The organism is Acidovorax sp. GW823-FHT01C06 (genome assembly GCF_058798375.1).
Genome location: NZ_JBXAKN010000003.1, coordinates 252,312 through 269,412 on the forward strand (window position 1 = coordinate 252,312; position 17,101 = coordinate 269,412).

Genomic DNA, 17,101 nt, shown 5'->3' on the forward strand with positions numbered 1-17,101 from the left:
CGGCCAAACGGAGCACCCCGCGCTCCCTCACTTGCGCGGTCTTTTGTCAAACGCCACTTTTTGGTGCCGGGGATTTCAGTATGTAATACCCCGGTTCCGCCCCGAAGATGTCTGCGTGGCGGGTGCCCTCCGGAATGACCGCATGCTCCCGCAGACATCTGCCCCGAATTTTTCCGCCCGCGACAGCGCCACCCCACCGCCCCCCTCGCGCCGCGACTGGCTCGCATGGGCCGGCACCGCAGCCCTGGGCCCCCTGCTGCCGGCCTGCGGGGGCACCGGCAACCCCGGCCCCGCGATGTCGGCCACCATGGCCTGGGGCCGCAACGAAATACGCCAGGCCATGCTGCGCAGCGATGCGCGGGCCGCCTCCGTCGCGCTGCTGCACGGCGACCGCCTCGTCTGGCAAGAGGCGTTCGGGGTGCTGGACGACACGTCCGCCACCCCGGCAACGCCCGACACGCGCTTCAATGTCGGCTCCGTCAGCAAGGTGCTCGCGGCGCTGGCCGTCATGGTGCTGGTGGACCGCCAGCTCGTGCAGCTCGACGCCCCCGTGGTGCGCTATCTGCCCCGGTTCACGATGCTGTCAGAAGACTACCGCGACATCACCGTCCGCCACCTGCTGAGCCATGCCTCCGGGCTGCCGGGCACCCACGCGCACAACATGTTTTCCTTTGCGCCGCTGTCAGGCTATGCGGCGGGGCTGGAGGCGGCGCTGGCCGGCGTGCACCTCAAACATGCGCCCGGGGCGCTGGCGACCTACTGCAACGACGGCTTCACGCTGGTCGAGCGCATCGTGCTCGCGGTCACCGGGCAAGGCTACCCGGCATTCGTGCAATCGGTCCTCTTCAACCCGCTGGCCATGGCCCGCTCGGGCTACACGCTGCTGCCCCTGCCCGAAGGCAGCTTCGCCCATGGGTACATCCACAAGGTGCGCCAGGGCCAGGAGTTCGTGATGGGCTACGCCACCGGCGGGCTGTGCACCACGCCGGGCGACATGATGAAGCTCGCCGCGATGCTCCTGCAGGGCGGTGAATACGACGGCCGGCGCATCGTCTCGAAAGCCGCAGTGCTGGAAATGGGCCGCGACCAGGGCCAGGGCACGCACCTTCACCTCACGCCCGACTGGCACGCCGGCCTGGGATGGGACAGCACGCGGCATCAGGGCCTGGGCGCCGCGGGCGTCCTCGCATGGCAAAAGAGCGGCAGCACGATGTTCTACGCCAGCGACTTCCACGTGCTGCCGCAGGCGGGCCTGGCCCTGCTGCTCACGGGCAGCGCCTCCAGCTTCAAGCCCGGGCCCATCGCCGAGGGCATTCTGCTGCGCGCGCTGCAGGAAACCGGCCAGCTCCCTGCGCTGCCGCCCAAGGTGTCCACCGCCGCCCCCGCGCTGGCCACCTCGTCGTCCAGCGCGGTCGATGCGGTGCTCGGCATCTATGGCCGCTCCTCGAAACCCCTGAAAGTCCTCTCGCCCGACAGCCAGCAGATCGACTTGTGGATCTGGTCCGCGCCGGCGAAGGACTGGGCACCGCTGTGCACGGGGCTTCGCCCGCGCAGCGACGGGTGGTGGTGGTCGGATGCCCAGCCCCGCACCCACTACCGCTGGGAGATGGCCGACGGCCGCCGCTACCTGCTTTCGCGCGAGCCCGCCACGGCGGGACACTACTGGGTCACCATGCCCGTGGGCCAGCAGATGCCGCGCGCCGCCGCCGCGCTCCCTGCGCAGTGGATATCGCGGCTGGACAGCACCTGGCTGCTCGCGAACGAAGCGTCCGAATCCATTCCGCTGGCCCTGGGTGTGGGGGCGGCCGCCCTGCGCGAGCTGCCCGAGCTTCCCGGCTACCTCTTCTGGGACGACAGCCAGTTCCTGCTGCCCCTGTCGCCGGACCGCGCCGGCATGGCGGTGCAGGTGCCGCTCAACGACGGCCGCGATCTGGTGGAGCTGGTCGTGGAAACCCGCGACAAGGAGGAATGGATGCACGCCGCCGGCTGGGCCTACCGCCGGCAGGGCTGAGCGCCGGCCCTGCCCGCCCCGCAGCCACCGCAGCACACAGGCGCAGGGCACGGGCTGCCCGGCACTGTTCCTTTCACACGACAAATGCAGCCGTTCGCGGCCCCTTGCGCTTGCCAAGCCCCGGGGGCCTCGCCACAATTCGCGCTTCTTTCTTTCAGGCATGTGCCCGCCGCCACGGCAGCCCCTGAAAACACTGGAGGTCACTGCTATGTTTGTTCCCTTGTCCGCTCCCGCCTGACCACCGTCCACCGCCCCGGCTGGACTGTGTGCGCACGCACTGTCCAGCCTTGGCCCCCGGCGCCCCCACGCGCTCCGCAAGCCCTGGCTCCATTGCCGGGGTTTTTTGTTTGTGGAGTGCACATGAGTGCCAAAAAATTGTCCCGGGCCTATGCCCAGGGTGAGATCAAGAAGCTGCGCCGCATGAAGCAGCCCCTGGTCGTAGTTCTCGAGTCCTCGGGCCCGCCCCGAAATCCCGTGGCCACCGCACTGGCCCGGCGCAGCCTGTCGAGCGCGGCAGGCAAGCACATCCGAGCCCGCGGGGCCCAGCGCCGCGCGGACAACGTCGCCCTGCGCAAGGCGATCCAGACATCCCGCTTCACCGAAAGCGACTGATGCGACACAACGATTGAAAACCATGGACCTTTCCACCCTTTCCGAAGACACGCCGCACAAGCGGCCCGCTCCGCCCATCGCGCAGCGGGAGCTGCTGGCCCAGCGCCAGCAGGCGCTGGCGCTGGCCGCAGCGCAGCTCAAGGCCGAGCTGTTTGGCATCGACGACGTGATCGACCGCGTGGTCGACGCCATCCGCGCCTGGTACGTGCTGCCCCAGCTCATCACCCGGCCCGTGATCGTGTGCCTGTGGGGCCTGACCGGCACGGGCAAGACGCAGCTCACGAGGCGCCTGGCGCAGCTGCTGGGCTTCTACGACCGCTTCGTGGAGGTGCAGATGGACGGCTTCAGCCACGGCGCGAGCTACCGCAGCTCGTCCATCTCGGGCATGCTCGCGGACTCCGGCATCCACGAGGGCGCGCCGGGCATGCTGGTGCTGGACGAGTTCCAGCGCTTTCGCACGGTGGACACCAAAGGCGCCGACGTGAAGGTGGAGCGCTACCAGGACGTGTGGACGCTGCTGTCCGACGGGCGCCTGCCGCCCGCGCTGAGCGCCCTCACCAACATCGAGCGCAAGCTGGCCGACGCGCATTACGAAGCCGAACGCGCCGACGACAACGAGGACGAGCGCGCCGGCAAGAAGCCCTACCGCTTCCAGCTCGACGCCTGGGATGCCCAGGAGCTCAAGCGCATGCTCAAGCTCTCGGAGCCCCTGGCCGAGATCATGCAGTGGCCGCCCGCGCAGGTGCAGGCGCTGTTCACGCGGTTCCAGCAGTCGCTGTCGTCCTGGGAGACCGACTACAGCAAGCTGCTGGTGTTCGTCTGCGGCAACCTCGACGAGATGTACCACGAGACCGCGCAGCGCGTGGAAGACTGCGACACCGACGCCGACATCTTCCACCGCCTCACGCGCAAGCTCTCGCTCATCGACGTGAAGAAGGCCCTGAGCGAACGCTTCAAGCCCGAGCAGATCGCCCGGCTGGGCAACGAGCACGTGATCTACCCCTCGTTCAACAAGGCCACCTACGAGGAGCTCATCCGCAACCTGTGCGCGCGCTACTGCGACGACATCGCCGCACAGTGCGGCGTGCGCTTTGCCATCGGGCAGGACGTGCTGGACGAGCTGTATGCCAACGCGGTGTTTCCGGCGCAGGGCACGCGGCCGCTGTTCTCGTCGGTGCACGCGATCCTGAGCGCCAACCTGGTCAACGCCGCGCTGTGGGCGCTGGAGCAGCAGCTGCCCCTGGCACAGGACGTCGCCATCACGCTGGCGGCCGACAAGCGCCACCTGGTGGTGCGCGGCCTCGGCGGCCAGGGCGAGGCGCGGCAGGCGCAGTTTGCGGTGGCGCTGGAGCTCAACCGCCTCAAGCAGCGCGCCAATGCCGACTTCCGCGCCCTGCTGGCGGTGCACGAGGCCGGCCACGGACTGGTGTACTGCCTGCTGTTCGGCCAGGCCCCGCAGGAGGTGAAGATCAACATCGCCTCGTTCGAGGGCGGCTACAACAGCTTCGCGGGCCTGAAGGTCACCACGCGGCAGAACGCGCTCGACATGATGTGCGTGGGCCTGGCGGGCCGGGTGGCCGAGGAGCTGGTGTTTGGCGAAATGGCCTGCACGACCGGCGCCGAGCAGGACTACAAGCAGGTCACGGCCGAAGCGGCGCGTTTCATCCGCCACCACGGCTTTGGCACGCGCCTGTCCCGCACCGACGTGACGGTGGAGCTGGACAACCACCTCAACACCGACGTGGAACCCAGCAACGCGGCCATCGAGCAACTGCTGCAGTCCCAGTACCAGCGCGCCAGCGCCCTGCTGCGCCAGCACCGGGAGGCCCTCACCCGCCTGGTGGAGGCCCTGCTGGACCACGGCATGATCGCCCAGCCCGAGATGCAGACGCTGATGGCCCGAAGTGGCGTCGCCATTGCGGTGGCAGCCCACACAGGGCCCGACGAAGCCCTGATCCTGGAGCCCTTCGCGGCCCGGCTGGCCGCGTTTCGGCAACAAACCGGGAGCCAACCCGCACCTGCCCCGGACAGCGAAAGCCCTGCATGCTTATGATGCGCGACTTGGCGGCCGCACGCGGCCGCCCGCCGTTGCCGGTTTTCCCCTCGCTCCAAGGCCACCCCACCGCCCTCCACCGCCCATGTCCGCCGTTTTCAACTTCACCTTCGTCCCCTGGTTCCGCTCGGTGGCGCCCTACATCCACAAGTTCCGCAACCAGACCTTCGTGATCGGGCTCACGGGCGAAGGCATCGCGGCGGGCAAGCTGCACAACATCGCGCAGGATCTGGCGCTGATCCAGGCCATGGGCGTGCGCATCGTGCTGGTGCACGGGTTTCGCCCGCAAGTGAACGAGCAGCTCGCGGCCAAGGGCCATGCGGCGAAATACTCGCACGGCATCCGCATCACGGATTCGGTGGCGCTCGACTGCGCGCAGGAAGCCGCAGGCCAGCTGCGCTACGAGATCGAGGCCGCGTTCAGCCAGGGCCTGCCCAACACGCCCATGGCGGGCGCCACGGTGCGGGTGATCTCGGGCAACTTCCTCACGGCGCGGCCCGTGGGCATCGTGGACGGCGTGGACTTCCAGCACTCGGGCCTGGTACGCAAGGTGGACGTGGCCGGCATCCAGCGCACGCTGGACATGGGCGCGCTGGTGCTGCTCTCGCCGTTCGGCTTCTCGCCCACGGGCGAGGCCTTCAACCTGAGCATGGAAGAAGTGGCCACCAGCGTGGCCATCGAGCTGCGCGCTGACAAGCTGATCTTCCTGACCGAGGTGCCGGGCATCCGCATGCTGCCCGGCGAACCCGAGAGCGAGGACAACCCCATCGACACCGAGCTGCCGCTGGCCGCCGCGCAGGCCCTGCTGGCCACGCTGCCCACCGCGCAGACGCCCACCGACACGGGCTTCTATCTGCAGCACTGCGTGAAGGCCTGCAAGGCCGGGGTGGAGCGCAGCCACATCCTGCCATTCGCGGTGGATGGCTCGCTGCTGCTGGAGGTGTACGTGCACGACGGCATCGGCACCATGGTGATCGACGAGAAGCTCGAAGAGCTGCGCGAAGCCACCATCGACGACGTGGGCGGCATCCTGCAGCTGATCGAGCCGTTCGAGAAGGACGGTACCCTCGTCAAGCGCGACCGCACCGAGATCGAGCGCGACATCGCCAGCTACACCATCATCGAGCACGACGGCGTGATCTTCGGCTGCGCGGCGCTCTACCCCTACCCCGAGGCCAAGACGGCCGAGATGGCCGCGGTGACCGTGTCCCCGCAAAGCCAGGGCACGGGCGACGGCGAGAAGCTGCTCAAGCGCATCGAGCAGCGCGCGCGCCTGCAGGGGCTGGACAGCATCTTCGTGCTGACCACCCGCACCATGCACTGGTTCATCAAGCGCGGCTTCCAGCCCGTGGACCCGGACTGGCTGCCCGACGCGCGCAAGCGCAAGTACAACTGGGACCGCCGCAGCCAGGTGCTGGTCAAGAGGCTCTGAGTGTTTCGCGCGCCGCCGCCACGGCGCGCGCCACCTGCGCAATGGCCGCGTCGCGCTGCTGCGGCGCGGCGGCGGACCGCGTGAGGTAGCAGGTCACCAGTACCGGCGCGCCGCCGCCCGGGGGCCACAACACGCCGATGTCGTTGGCCGTGCCGCTGTCGCCGGCCGTGCCCGTCTTGTCGCCCACCTTCCAGCCCGGCACGCCGGCGCGCAGGCGCTGGTCGCCGGTGCTCGTCTCCACCAGCCAGCGCTGCAGCCAGGCGCGCGACGCCGGTGTGAGCACATCGCCCAGCACCAGTTTCTGCAGGGTTTGCAGCATGGCCAGCGGCGTGGTGGTGTCGCGCGGGTCGCCCACCTTGGCTTCGTTCAGCGTGGGCTCGGTGCGGTCCAGGCGCGTGGTGGTGTCGCCCAGCGAGCGCACGAAGGCGGTGAACCCGGCCGGCCCGCCATGGCGCGCCAGCAGCACGTTGGCGGCGGTGTTGTCGCTCAGGCTCACGGTGGCGGCGCAGAGTTCGCCCACCGTGAGGCCCCCGCCGTCGCCCGCGCGCGGGCCGCTCGCGGGCGAATGCGCGATGACGGCCTCGCGGCCGTAGTGCAGGCGGTGGTCCAGCCGCTCCTTGCCCTGGTCCACCAGCGCCAGCATCCAGCCCGCCAGCACCGCCTTGAAGGTGCTGGCCATGGCAAAACGCTCGTCCTGGCGCCAGCCCAGCGCCAGGCCCGAGCCGGTGTCCAGCATGGCCACGCCCAGGCGGCCCTGGGCGGCGCGTTCGATGCCGGCCAGCGTGTCATTCCACTGGCGGGCCGTGGTGCCGCGGTCCGCCGCGGTGCCGGCGGCGGCGCAGCCCCAGATAGGCAGGGCGGTGGCAGCCATCAAACCCAAGGAAAACTGTCGTCTTTGCATAAGAGATGGAGGGGTGAGTTGAAGCAAGGACCGAACGATACGGTGATACAGCCCCCAGCACCATCGACAATAATTGCCGCCAGCCCCCAGAAAAACTTATGCATCTGCCGCTCAATGCCCTGCGCGCGTTCGAAGCCTCGGCGCGCCACCTGAACCTCACGCGGGCGGCCGAGGAACTGCACGTCACCCAGACCGCCGTGAGCCAGCACATCCGCAAGCTCGAAGACCGCCTGGGCAAGCCGCTGTTCCGCCGCCTGCCGCGCGGCCTGGCGTTGACAGACGAGGGGCAGGCGCTGCTGCCGGTGGTGGTGGAATCGTTCGCCAGCCTGGAACGCGCGCTGGAAAAACTGGGCGACACCCGCCCGCGCGAGGTGCTGACCGTGGGCGCCGTGGGCACCTTTGCCGTGGGCTGGCTGCTGCCCCGGCTGCGCGACTTCCAGCAGGCCTGCCCCTTTGTAGATCTGCGCCTGCTCACGCACAACAACCGGGTGGACATGGCGGGCGAAGGGCTGGACTGCGCGATCCGCTTTGGCGACGGCGCCTGGCATGGCACGCATGCCGAACGCATCATGGACGCGCCCATGTCCGTGATGTGTTCGCCCGCGCTGGCCCACGGCCTGCGCACGGCGGCCGACCTGGCACGGCAACCACTGCTGCGCAGCTACCGCACCGATGAATGGGCGGCGTGGTTCGAGGCCGCGGGCACCCCCTGCCCCGTGGTGCGCGGCGCGGTGTTCGACTCGTCCCTCACCCTGGCGGAAGCAGCGGCACAGGGCGCGGGCATGGCGCTGCTGCCGGTGCGCATGTTCACGCGCGAACTGCAGCAGGGCCGCCTGGTGCGGCCCTTTGCCCAAGAACTGCACCGGGGCGCCTACTGGCTCACGCGGCTGCAGTCGCGCCCGGCCACGGACGCCCTGCTCGCGTTCAGCGACTGGCTCCGGGCCCAGGCCCGCATGGCGGCGGAAGAAATATGAAGAAAATTGGCTTCCAGCGCTTGTTCATAAAGCGCTAGCAGCTATCATAACAATAGCAAACGCATCCCGTCAGGCAACACGCCTGCGGGGCCCCACGGCCACCATCAGCGCCGCCGCCAGCACCAGCGCGCCGCTCAGGATGTACAGGCTCAGGCTGAAGCTCCCCGTGGCCGACTTGATGGCACCCACCATCACCGGCGCCACCACGCCCGCCGTGCCGCCCAGCGTGGTGATGAGCGCAATGCCCATCGCCGCGGCGTCCTTGGCCAGCAGGCTGGCGGGCACCGCCCACAGCACCGCGAAGGCGCTGGACACCCCCATGGCCGACAGCGACAGGCAGGCCACGGCCGCCCAGGGGCTGTGCATGAACAGGGTCGTCAGCGACAGCCCCACGGCCCCGAGCACCGCGCCCACGGCAAAGTGCCAGCGCCGCTCCTGGGTGCGATCCGAATGCCGCGCCACCACCAGCGTGGCAGCGATGCCCAGCGCCGCCGGAACCACCGAGTAGAACCCGATCTGCAGCACCGACAGCCCCATGGACTGCAGCAGGGTGGGCTGCCAGAACGACATGGCGTAGATACCCAGGATCACCAGGAACGAGATGAACCCCAGCAGCCACACCTGCGGGTTACGCAATGCGCTGCCAAAGGACTGCGGCGCGCCGCCACCGATGGCTTGCTCCTGCGCCAGATCGCGCCGCACCTGGGCTTTTTCTTGCGATGTGAGCCAGCCAGCCTCCTCGGGGCGGTTGTCGAGCCAGCGATAGGCCAGCACGCCCAGCAACACGCACGGCAAGCCCTCCACCACGAAGAGCCACTGCCAGCCGCGCAGGGACAGGGCGCCATCCAGGTACGTCATGGTCAGTCCCGCCAGCGGGCCCGCCACGATGGGTGCCGCCCCGTAGGCCATGAAGAACAGCGCCGTGGCCCGCGCACGCTGCTGCGCCGGGAACCACAGCGTGAGGTAGAACAGCACGCCGGGCGCAAAGCCTGCCTCGAAAACCCCCACCAGGAACCGCAGCACATAGAACTGCGTGGGCGTGGTGACGAACAAGGTGGCCGCCGATGCCAGACCCCACAGCGCCATGATGCGCAGCAGCGTGGCCCGCATGCCCACGCGCGCCAGCATCACATTGCTGGGGATCTCGAACAGCGCGTAGCCGATGAAGAACACCCCGGCCCCGAGGCCGAAGACCGCATCGCCGAAGCCCAGGTCGGCCTTCATCTGCAGCTGCGCGTAGCCGATGTTGGTGCGGTCCAGGTAGTTGAAGATGTAGCAGACGAACAGCAGCGGTATGAGCCGCCAGCTGATCTTGCGGTAGAGCGCGTGGGTGCTGGTGTCATCGGTGGCAGCGGATGCCGCCGCAGCCGCGCCATAGGTGGCCGTGTTCATGGGTTGTCTCCTGGGTTTGTTCTTGTCGCGTGGTGCACCTGCAGTGCGCAGGCGTCACACGCGCTGCAGCTGTCCCGATTCGGTGGTGCCCCAGAGGTGGCCCGTGGGCGCGCCCGGAAACAGCCAGTGCGGCGAACATTCGCTCGACGGCACCACGTTGCTGAAGCCGTGCGACGCCGAGGTGCCCGCGATGGTCTTCTCCAGCACCATCGAGAGGTACTGGTCGTTGCTGTTTTCCTGGGTGTTGCCGTTCAGGACCACCTCGGCCCCGGTCGCCTTGGCGAAGCGGCGGATGGCGTTGTGGCGCGAGACCTCGGGCGCCCAGCTGTCGGCCGAGACGCCGTTTTCACTGCTCACGCGCAGGCCGTCCGGCACGCGGTAGACCAGCGAATGGTTGCCCTCGGTGTGCCCCGGCGTGTGCACCAGCGCCAGGCCCCGGCCCAGCTGCACGCTGCCGTCGAATGGCACGATGCGGTCGCCGGCCACGCCGCGCAGGCCGTCGGGGCAGTACCAGTCGGCCTGGGTGGGCAAGAGGCCCGCCACGCTCGCCAGCTCCTGCCGATGCACCAGCAGGCGCGCGTTGGGCAGCAGGCCAGGCCCGCCGTCCGTGCCCAGCCAGCGCCGCAGGTTCTGCGTGTGCAGGTGGTCGTAGGTGATGTAGTCGATCCGCTCGGGCGCCACGCCCACGCTGGCCAGGGCATCCAGCACGGTGCCGTGGATGGGCGCGATGGTGCCGTGCAGGAAGGCTGGCGTCTGCTCGCTCAGGCGGCGGAAGTACGGCGTATCGCGCCCCGTCTCGTGGTCTGCCGGCGTGAACAGCAGGTGGCGCAGCTGCCCCCCGAAGTCCTCGAACTGGATGAGCACCGTGCGCGCCAGCAGATGCACCATGTGCGGCTTGAGCAGCTGCTGCGAATACACGCCGCTGAACGCATACCAGGCCGGATAGGGAATGCGCAGCAGGTCGAAGCTGCGGGCGTAGCGCACGGCCGGCTCGTCGAGGAACCACTCGCGGAACTGCGCGCCGCTGCGGCGCAGCGCACGCAGGCGGTCCTGCGGCGACGGCGCGCTGCGGGCGCCGTCGAAGTCCGTGACCGCCGCCAGGGCGGAAGGGGCGTTGTCTCTTTTCATGGAGTTCTCCTGGAGAAATGGGCAAGTCAGTAGAGCGAACGCCCGCCCGAGATGTCGAACACCGCGCCGGTGCTGAACGAGCAGTCGGCCGAGGCCAGCCAGGCCGCCATCGCGGCCACTTCATCGGGCAGCACGAAGCGGCCCATGGGCACGCGCGCGAGCAGGTTCTGGCGCAGCGCGGCCTGGTGTTCGGCCGGTACGGCATCGAACACCGCCGTGTCGGCCGCCGAGGGCGTGATGGCATTGACCAGGATGCCCGGCCCCGCCAGCTCCTTGCCCAGCGACTTGGTGAGTGCGATGAGCCCGGCCTTGGACGCGGAGTACGCCGCGTTCAGGCCGTTGCCCTCCTTGCCCGCCACCGAGGCGATGTTGACGATGCGCCGCCCCAGGCCGGGCGGCTGCTCACCTGCCAGGCCCCGCAGCATGCGCGGCACCACGGCTCGGCAGCACAGAAAGGCGCCCGTGAGATTCACCTCCATCACCTGGCGCCACTGCGCCGGGGTGTGTTCCCACAACGGGGCCAGCGGCCCCAGCACCCCGGCGTTGTTCACCAGCACGGTGATGGGCCCGAGCGCCGCCTCGCTGGCCTGCGCGGCCGACTCGACATCGGCCTCCTGGGCCACATCCACCCGGGCCGTGTGGATGCGGCCGGCGGCATCCAGCGCGGCACGGGCGGCCTGGAGCGCACGGGCGTCGCGGTCCCACAGGGACACACGGGCGCCATCCGCCAGGAAGCGCCGGGCAATGGCCAGGCCGATGCCCTGGGCACCCCCCGTGATGACGGCATGGTGCCCCGCCAGCCCGGCGCTCATGCGGCAGCCGCAGTGGTTTCTGGCTGGCGCCCTGAAGCTGCGGGCGCGCTGGTGGGCCCCGCCGCCAGGAGCGAGCCCACAATGGCCGGCAGCTGCGCGGGCGGCACGCCGGCCAGCAACTGGCGCAGCATGGTCATCGAGTCGAAGTACACGCGCTCGCAGACCAGGCGCTCGCCCTCGAAGATGAAGAGCGCGATCATGCGGCAGCGGAAGCTGTTGCCCGTGGGCGGCAGGTTGCCCAGCGGCCCCTGGTGGGTGCCCAGCAGCCAGAACTCCACGATCACCGCGTCGTCGGTGTGGCGCAGCTGGATGATCTCGTGCCGCTGGTCCGGGAAGGCCTTGCGCGAGGCCAGATAATAGGCACGCACCGCATCGTTGCCGTCGTGCACCTCACCGGTGGGAATCAGTTCGTAGTGCGGGTGCGGAAAGGTGTCCAGCACCGCGTCGAAGTCCTGGCGGGTCTCGTCGGCAAAATGGTCCAGCACGGTTTTCTCGCGCAGGGCCTGCAGGGCGGTGCGTGGGGTGGTGGGCATGCCGGAGGTGGAGGGGGTGGAGGTCATCGCGGATCGTCTTTCAGATGGAGGGTTCGGGTCAGGGCGCTGCGCTTGTTTTCTTGCGCCCTGCGCTGCTCAGCCATCGACTATCCGCAGCCGGCGTTGTGCAGACTGTCCGTTGTTGGCAATTGCGGCCCCGGACAAACCCGCACAGGCCTTCCACCCGGGCGCCGCATGCGGTACACCGTGCCACCCGCCCCGCCCGCCTCCTTCCTGCTCGCGCTCCACCCGTACGCACGCACGCGCCCTACCGCCCGCCATCGCCCCATGCCCCCCCTGCGCACGCCCCCGCCCCGCTCTCCCACCTTGTCCCCCGACGCGCCCCACGCGCTCACCGCACCCGACGCGGCCAACAGATTGCGCCTGCCGGACGATGTGCAGCTGCAACTGCTGCAGGTGGCGCACCACAAGCAGCTGCAGCGCGGCGATTCGCTGTTCCTCAAGGGCTCGGCGCCCGATGCGCTGTTCGGCGTGGTCAGCGGCTCGCTGCGCGTGAGCGTGGTGGCCCCCGGCGGGCGCGAGGCCGTGATCGCCGTGCTGGAGCCCGGCCACTGGTTCGGCGAGGTGTCGCTGTTCGTAGGCCGTGAGCGCGTGTACGACACCTGCGCGGCCGATACCACCGAGATCGCGGTGGTCTATGCCGACGACTTCCACCACCTGGTGAACACGCAGCCCCAGGTGCACATGGCGTTTACCAGGCTGGTGTGCATGCGGCTGCGCCAGGCGCTGGCGTGGATCGACGACGCCATCCTGCAGCCGCTGCCCGTGCGGCTGGCGCACCGGCTGCTGACGCTGGACGCGCGGCCCGAGGCTTCGGACGGGGCGACCACGCTGGCGGTGTCGCAGGAAGACCTGGCCTTCATGCTGGGGGTGTCACGGCAGAGCGTGAACCGGCAGTTGAAGCTGTGGGAAGACGAGGGAATCCTGCGGGTGGGGTACCGGGTGGTGGAGGTGATGGATCGGGGGAGGCTGGAGGGGTGTGTGCGGGATGGGGTGTGATTTGATCAAAATGGGCCGTGTGCGCTTATATAGAAAGCGCCAGCCGCTATTGTTTTTATAGTAATTACTGCTTCTGATCGAAGGGCGGAGGCCGGGGTGTGCGCCCGGCCCCCGCCCCCAACACAAGCACAGCACAACAACAGCACAAGCTATCAACAGCAGCTAGCAACCCCAGCTACACAAACCCCAATGCCCCCACATCCACCCCATCCACCTGCCCCGCTTCCAGAAACTCCTGTCCATACCGCAGATACACCCCCTCGCGCACGAACACCTCGAACAGGTCCGGGTCGATGTGCCCGTTGTCCCGCATCCGGCACATGATGGCCAGCGCCTCTGACAAAGTCATCCCGCTCTTGTACGGCCGGTCCGCCGCCGTCAGGGCCTCGAAGATGTCGGCGATGCCCATCATGCGGGCCTGCAGCGACATCTGCTCGCGCGTGAGGCCGCGCGGGTAGCCCTTGCCGTCCATGCGCTCGTGGTGGCCGCCCGCGTACTCGGGCACGTTCTTGAGGTGGCGGGGCCAGGGCAGCGTCTCCAGCATCTTGATGGTGGCGACGATGTGGTAGTTGATGGTGTCGCGCTCGGCCTGGGTCAGCGTGCCCGCGCGGATGGTGAGGTTCTCCACCTCCTCGGCCGTCAAGAAGCTCGTCTGCACGCCCTGCGGGTTGCGCCAGTGGCGCATGGCGGCGATGTCGCGCACGCGCTGCTGGTCCTCGGGCCGCATGGCCTCGGTGCCGGTGTTGCAGCGGCGCAGGAAGTCGCGGTCTTCTTCCAGCGCCTGGATCTCGTGCTGCAGGGCCTGCAGCTCCTGGCCCTCGGCCCGCGCATCCACCACGGGGCGCAGCGCCAGCTGGCGGCGCAGCGCGGCCAGTTCCGCATCGCGCTTGAGCACCTCGAAGCGCGTGTCTACCAGGCCGATGCGGTCGTAGATCGTCTGCAGCTTGGTGGCCTTGTCCACCACGTGCACGGGCGTGGTGATCTTGCCGCAGTCGTGCAGCAGGCCGGCCATCTTGAGCTCGTAGCGGTCGCGCTCGCTCATGCGAAAGCTCGCCAGCGGCCCCTGCCGTGTGGCGTTGACCGCATCGGCCAGCATCAGCGTGAGGGCCGGCACGCGCTGGCAGTGGCCGCCGGTGTAGGGCGATTTTTCGTCGATGGCCAGGTTGATGAGGTTCACGAACGACTCGAACAGGCGTTCGAGCTGCGAGATGAGCAGCCGGTTCGTGAGCGCGATCGCGGCCTGCGAGGCCAGCGACTCGGCCAGGCCCTGGTCGGCCTCGGAAAAGGTCGTGACCGCGCCCGTCTCCTGGTCGCGGGGGTTGATGAGCTGCAGCACGCCGATGAGCTCATGGTCGTGGTTCTTCATCGGCACGGTGAGGAACGACTGCGAGTGATAGCCCGTGCGCGCATCGAAGGCGCGCGTGCCCGAGAAGTCGAAGCCCTGGGCACTGTAGGCATCGGCGATGTTCACGGTGCGGTCGTGGATGGCGGCGTGCGCCGCCACGAGCGAATCATTGGGCGAGCCATCGGCGTTGCGCAGCGGCAGGTGCGGAAAATCGATGGGCTTGCCCGTGGTGCCGCCCAGGCGGATGCCCAGCGAATCCGTGCGCAGGATCTCGAACTTGAGCGCCGACTGGTCCTCGGTCACGCTGTAGAGCGTGCCGCCATCGGCGCCGGTGATGGCCTTGGCCGCCTCCAGGATGTTCTCCAGCAGCCGGTCGATGTCCCGCTCGCGCGAGAGCGCGGCGCCGATGCCGTTGAGCTGCTCCAGCCGGCGAAACAGGTTGACTGTGGATTCCTTGCCCATAAAACCACCTTGGGTGCAGCGTTGGCGACCGCTCATCGTAACGAAAAGTGACGGCTATCATCGACCTTCTGTTTCCCGCTTTCCCATTTCTTGTGCACTCGGTCACACCCCGCTTTCTCACCGTCGCCCTCTACCAGTTTGTCGATCTGCCCGACTGCGCCGCGCTGCGCGCGCCGCTGCAGGCCCTGTGCGACGAGCGTGGCGTGCGCGGCATGCTGCTGCTGGCGCCCGAGGGCATCAACGGCACCATCGCGGGCGAGCCAGCCGATGTGCTGGCCGTGCTGGCCTGGCTGCGCAGCGATCCGCGCTTTGCAGCACTGCAGCACAAGGAGGCGCACGCGCAGCGCATGCCGTTCTACCGCATGCGCGTGCGGCTCAAGCGCGAGATCGTCACCCTGGGCGTACCGGGCCTGAACCCGGCCCGCAACGCGGGCACGTACGTGAAACCCGAGGACTGGAACGCGCTCATCGACGACCCCGGCGTGGTGGTGGTGGACACACGCAACGACTACGAGGTGGGCATCGGCACGTTCGAGCGCGCCGTCAACCCGCACACCAGGAGCTTTGCGGAGTTTCCGGCCTGGGTGGCCGCGCAATCGGGGCCCGGCGGCGTGCTGGCGGGCAAACCCCGCGTGGCCATGTTCTGCACGGGCGGCATCCGCTGCGAAAAATCCACCGCGTTCCTCAAATCGCAGGGGTTCGAGGAGGTCTTCCACCTCGAAGGCGGCATCCTCAAGTACCTGGAGACCGTGCCCGAGGAAACCAGCCGCTGGCATGGCGACTGTTTTGTGTTCGACGAGCGCGTGTCGGTGGGCCACGGCCTGGTGCCCGGGCACCACCAGCTGTGCCGCTCGTGCCGCATGCCCCTGGGCGCGGCGGAGCTGCAGTCGCCGCACTACGTGGCGGGCGTGAGCTGCCCCTATTGCCACGGCACCCGCACGCCCGAGCAGGAACGCGCCCTGGCCGAGCGCGAGCGGCAGATGCAGCTGGCCGCCCGGCGCGGCCAGGAACACATCGGCGCGCGCCAGCCCGGCACGCCAGTGCGCGTGCACGGCGGAGCCCCGGAAGGCGCCCCCCAAAAGGACGACACCGCGTGAGCACCGCCACCGCCCTGCCCGTTCTGTATTCGTTCCGCCGCTGTCCCTATGCGATGCGCGCCCGGCTGGCCCTGGCCGTGAGCGGCCAGGACTGCGAACTGCGCGAGGTGGTGCTCAAGAACAAGCCCCAGGGCCTGCTGCAGGCCTCGCCCAAGGGCACCGTGCCGGTGCTCATCCTGCCCGATGGCCGCGTGCTGGAGCAGAGCCTGGACATCATGCTGTGGGCGCTGCAGCAGCACGACCCCCAAGGCTGGCTCGCGCCCGCCGGGGGCACGGTGCCAGAGATGCTGGCGCTGATTGCCGAATGCGACGGCCCCTTCAAGCAGGCCCTGGACCGCTGCAAGTACCCCAGCCGCCACCCGGGTGCGGACATCGGGGCCGAACGCGCGGCGGCCACCGCCTGGCTGGGCACGCTGGATGCGCGCCTGTCCGCCCAGCCCCACCTGTTCGGCGCACATGCAGCGCTGGCCGACATGGCGATCGCCCCGTTCGTGCGCCAGTTCGCGGGCATCGACATGGGCTGGTGGGCGGCCCAGCCCTGGCCGCATTTACAGGCCTGGCTGGCTGATTGGCAGTCATCACCACTGCTGGCCAGCGTGATGCCGAAGCTGCCGGCGTGGGTGGATGGCACGGAAGGTGTGGCGTTTCCGTTTGCCGAAGCAGATTTCGCCTGAGCCCGGGCGGGCCCACGCGGTCTAGCCACAAAAAAGGCGCCCCGAGGGGCGCCTTTGCCTTGAAACGAAGCCTGGAAAACTCAGGCCATGGACAGCCCGCCGCCACGGCGGCCACCGCGCATGCCGCGCACCAGCAGCGCCAGCAGCACCACCGCGAAACCCACGAAGCAGACAAACGACCAGTTGGCGATCGAGCCCCCCAGGAAGGTCCAGTCCACCGCCGCGCAGTCGCCCGAGCCCCGGAAGATCATGGGAATGGCGCGGCTGATGGGGTAGTTCTCGATCATTCCGTAGAAGTCGCGGCCGCAGGTGGCGACCTCGGGCGGGTACCACTGCAGCCAGCTCTGGCGGGCCGCCACGAAGGCGCCAAAGCCCGAGGCCACCAGGGCCAGCACGCCCCAGCCCATCCACCAGCCTTTAGCGTCCCTGGCGCTTGCCAGACCTGCGAAGATTGCTACACCAATGAGAGCATAACGCTGCACGATGCACATGGGGCAAGGCTCCAGGCCCACCACATGCTGCAGGTACATGCCGAAGGCGAGCATCGCCACACACGCCACGCTGATCAGCGCCAGCACACGGCGCGGGGCCGCAGTCAACCAGTTCATTTCTTATCCCTCTTCAATAGCCGTTGCAAACGGTGCCGCCGGTAAAA

General features: G+C 69.0%; 15 protein-coding genes. 8 read left to right on the forward strand and 7 right to left on the reverse strand.

All coding sequences use genetic code 11. The features are described 5' to 3' along the window. Positions 1-142 precede the first annotated feature (142 nt). From AC1RCS_RS09295 to argA, 4 genes are all read left to right on the forward strand, one after another. On the forward strand, positions 143-2,011 hold the full coding sequence (locus tag AC1RCS_RS09295) for a serine hydrolase domain-containing protein (protein ID WP_492244856.1): 1,869 nt from the start codon (positions 143-145) through the stop codon (positions 2,009-2,011). A 360-nt stretch (positions 2,012-2,371) separates the two neighbouring features. After that, on the forward strand, positions 2,372-2,623 hold the full coding sequence (locus AC1RCS_RS09300; RefSeq protein WP_218294716.1) for a hypothetical protein: 252 nt from the start codon (positions 2,372-2,374) through the stop codon (positions 2,621-2,623). 22 nt (positions 2,624-2,645) lie between these two features. Beyond that, positions 2,646-4,676 (forward strand): AAA family ATPase, encoded by a 2,031-nt coding sequence (locus AC1RCS_RS09305; RefSeq protein WP_492244857.1) that lies wholly within the window; start codon positions 2,646-2,648, stop codon positions 4,674-4,676. 85 nt (positions 4,677-4,761) lie between these two features. After that, positions 4,762-6,108, forward strand: a complete 1,347-nt coding sequence (argA, locus tag AC1RCS_RS09310) for an amino-acid N-acetyltransferase (protein WP_218294715.1) — start codon at positions 4,762-4,764, stop codon at positions 6,106-6,108. Here the strand turns inward: argA and blaACA are convergent. Then, positions 6,095-7,009, reverse strand: a complete 915-nt coding sequence (blaACA, locus tag AC1RCS_RS09315; protein WP_370628465.1) for an ACA family class A beta-lactamase — start codon at positions 7,007-7,009, stop codon at positions 6,095-6,097. The two genes, argA and blaACA, sit on opposite strands and share 14 nt — an antisense overlap. 98 nt (positions 7,010-7,107) lie before the next feature. On the opposite strand from blaACA, the gene AC1RCS_RS09320 reads away from it, so the two are divergent. Next, a complete protein-coding gene (locus AC1RCS_RS09320; RefSeq protein ID WP_492244858.1) occupies positions 7,108-7,983 on the forward strand; it encodes a LysR family transcriptional regulator in 876 nt (291 codons plus the stop codon). 69 nt (positions 7,984-8,052) lie between these two features. On the opposite strand, the gene AC1RCS_RS09325 is transcribed toward AC1RCS_RS09320, so the two are convergent. Genes AC1RCS_RS09325 through AC1RCS_RS09340 form a run of 4 tightly spaced genes read right to left on the reverse strand, consistent with a single transcriptional unit; the run spans position 8,053 to position 11,875 of the window. After that, on the reverse strand, positions 8,053-9,375 hold the full coding sequence (locus tag AC1RCS_RS09325) for an MFS transporter (protein WP_492244859.1): 1,323 nt from the start codon (positions 9,373-9,375) through the stop codon (positions 8,053-8,055). Positions 9,376-9,429: 54 nt separating this feature from the next. After that, positions 9,430-10,503 carry an MBL fold metallo-hydrolase gene (locus AC1RCS_RS09330; RefSeq protein ID WP_492244860.1) on the reverse strand — a complete coding sequence of 358 codons (1,074 nt, stop codon included), beginning with the start codon at positions 10,501-10,503 and terminating at the stop codon, positions 9,430-9,432. Between the two features lie 26 nt (positions 10,504-10,529). Next, entirely contained in the window at positions 10,530-11,315 is a 786-nt protein-coding gene (locus AC1RCS_RS09335; protein WP_492244861.1) for an SDR family NAD(P)-dependent oxidoreductase, read from the reverse strand. After that, complete coding sequence (locus tag AC1RCS_RS09340) at positions 11,312-11,875, reverse strand: ester cyclase (RefSeq protein ID WP_492244862.1); 564 nt, start codon at positions 11,873-11,875, stop codon at positions 11,312-11,314. The genes AC1RCS_RS09335 and AC1RCS_RS09340 overlap by 4 nt, the downstream gene beginning before the upstream one ends. A gap of 261 nt (positions 11,876-12,136) precedes the next feature. On the opposite strand from AC1RCS_RS09340, the gene AC1RCS_RS09345 reads away from it, so the two are divergent. Continuing rightward, complete coding sequence (locus tag AC1RCS_RS09345) at positions 12,137-12,868, forward strand: Crp/Fnr family transcriptional regulator (RefSeq protein ID WP_492244863.1); 732 nt, start codon at positions 12,137-12,139, stop codon at positions 12,866-12,868. A gap of 175 nt (positions 12,869-13,043) precedes the next feature. Here AC1RCS_RS09345 and AC1RCS_RS09350 read toward each other — a convergent pair whose 3' ends face one another. Continuing rightward, complete coding sequence (locus AC1RCS_RS09350) at positions 13,044-14,675, reverse strand: HD domain-containing phosphohydrolase (RefSeq protein ID WP_492244864.1); 1,632 nt, start codon at positions 14,673-14,675, stop codon at positions 13,044-13,046. Between the two features lie 92 nt (positions 14,676-14,767). On the opposite strand from AC1RCS_RS09350, the gene trhO reads away from it, so the two are divergent. Continuing rightward, a complete protein-coding gene (gene trhO / locus AC1RCS_RS09355; RefSeq protein WP_492244865.1) occupies positions 14,768-15,772 on the forward strand; it encodes an oxygen-dependent tRNA uridine(34) hydroxylase TrhO in 1,005 nt (334 codons plus the stop codon). 53 nt (positions 15,773-15,825) lie between these two features. Further along, positions 15,826-16,446: a glutathione S-transferase gene (locus AC1RCS_RS09360; protein ID WP_492244998.1), complete on the forward strand. Its 621-nt coding sequence runs from the start codon at positions 15,826-15,828 to the stop codon at positions 16,444-16,446. An 80-nt stretch (positions 16,447-16,526) separates the two neighbouring features. Here AC1RCS_RS09360 and AC1RCS_RS09365 read toward each other — a convergent pair whose 3' ends face one another. Beyond that, positions 16,527-17,054 (reverse strand): disulfide bond formation protein B, encoded by a 528-nt coding sequence (locus AC1RCS_RS09365; RefSeq protein ID WP_218294705.1) that lies wholly within the window; start codon positions 17,052-17,054, stop codon positions 16,527-16,529. Positions 17,055-17,101 lie beyond the last annotated feature (47 nt).

Excerpts from the sequence above, each read along its gene's own strand:
- argA (WP_218294715.1), top strand. The coding sequence starts at position 4,762 with ATGTCCGCCGTTTTCAACTTCACCTTCGTCCCCTGGTTCCGCTCGGTG.
- AC1RCS_RS09320 (WP_492244858.1), top strand. The coding sequence starts at position 7,108 with ATGCATCTGCCGCTCAATGCCCTGCGCGCGTTCGAAGCCTCGGCGCGC.
- AC1RCS_RS09340 (WP_492244862.1), bottom strand. The coding sequence starts at position 11,875 with ATGACCTCCACCCCCTCCACCTCCGGCATGCCCACCACCCCACGCACC.
- AC1RCS_RS09305 (WP_492244857.1), top strand. The coding sequence starts at position 2,646 with ATGGACCTTTCCACCCTTTCCGAAGACACGCCGCACAAGCGGCCCGCT.
- AC1RCS_RS09350 (WP_492244864.1), bottom strand. The coding sequence starts at position 14,675 with ATGGGCAAGGAATCCACAGTCAACCTGTTTCGCCGGCTGGAGCAGCTC.
- AC1RCS_RS09365 (WP_218294705.1), bottom strand. The coding sequence starts at position 17,054 with ATGAACTGGTTGACTGCGGCCCCGCGCCGTGTGCTGGCGCTGATCAGC.
- AC1RCS_RS09335 (WP_492244861.1), bottom strand. The coding sequence starts at position 11,315 with ATGAGCGCCGGGCTGGCGGGGCACCATGCCGTCATCACGGGGGGTGCC.
- AC1RCS_RS09360 (WP_492244998.1), top strand. The coding sequence starts at position 15,826 with ATGCGCGCCCGGCTGGCCCTGGCCGTGAGCGGCCAGGACTGCGAACTG.
- AC1RCS_RS09295 (WP_492244856.1), top strand. The coding sequence starts at position 143 with ATGCTCCCGCAGACATCTGCCCCGAATTTTTCCGCCCGCGACAGCGCC.
- AC1RCS_RS09300 (WP_218294716.1), top strand. The coding sequence starts at position 2,372 with ATGAGTGCCAAAAAATTGTCCCGGGCCTATGCCCAGGGTGAGATCAAG.
- blaACA (WP_370628465.1), bottom strand. The coding sequence starts at position 7,009 with ATGCAAAGACGACAGTTTTCCTTGGGTTTGATGGCTGCCACCGCCCTG.
- AC1RCS_RS09345 (WP_492244863.1), top strand. The coding sequence starts at position 12,137 with ATGCCCCCCCTGCGCACGCCCCCGCCCCGCTCTCCCACCTTGTCCCCC.
- AC1RCS_RS09330 (WP_492244860.1), bottom strand. The coding sequence starts at position 10,503 with ATGAAAAGAGACAACGCCCCTTCCGCCCTGGCGGCGGTCACGGACTTC.
- AC1RCS_RS09325 (WP_492244859.1), bottom strand. The coding sequence starts at position 9,375 with ATGAACACGGCCACCTATGGCGCGGCTGCGGCGGCATCCGCTGCCACC.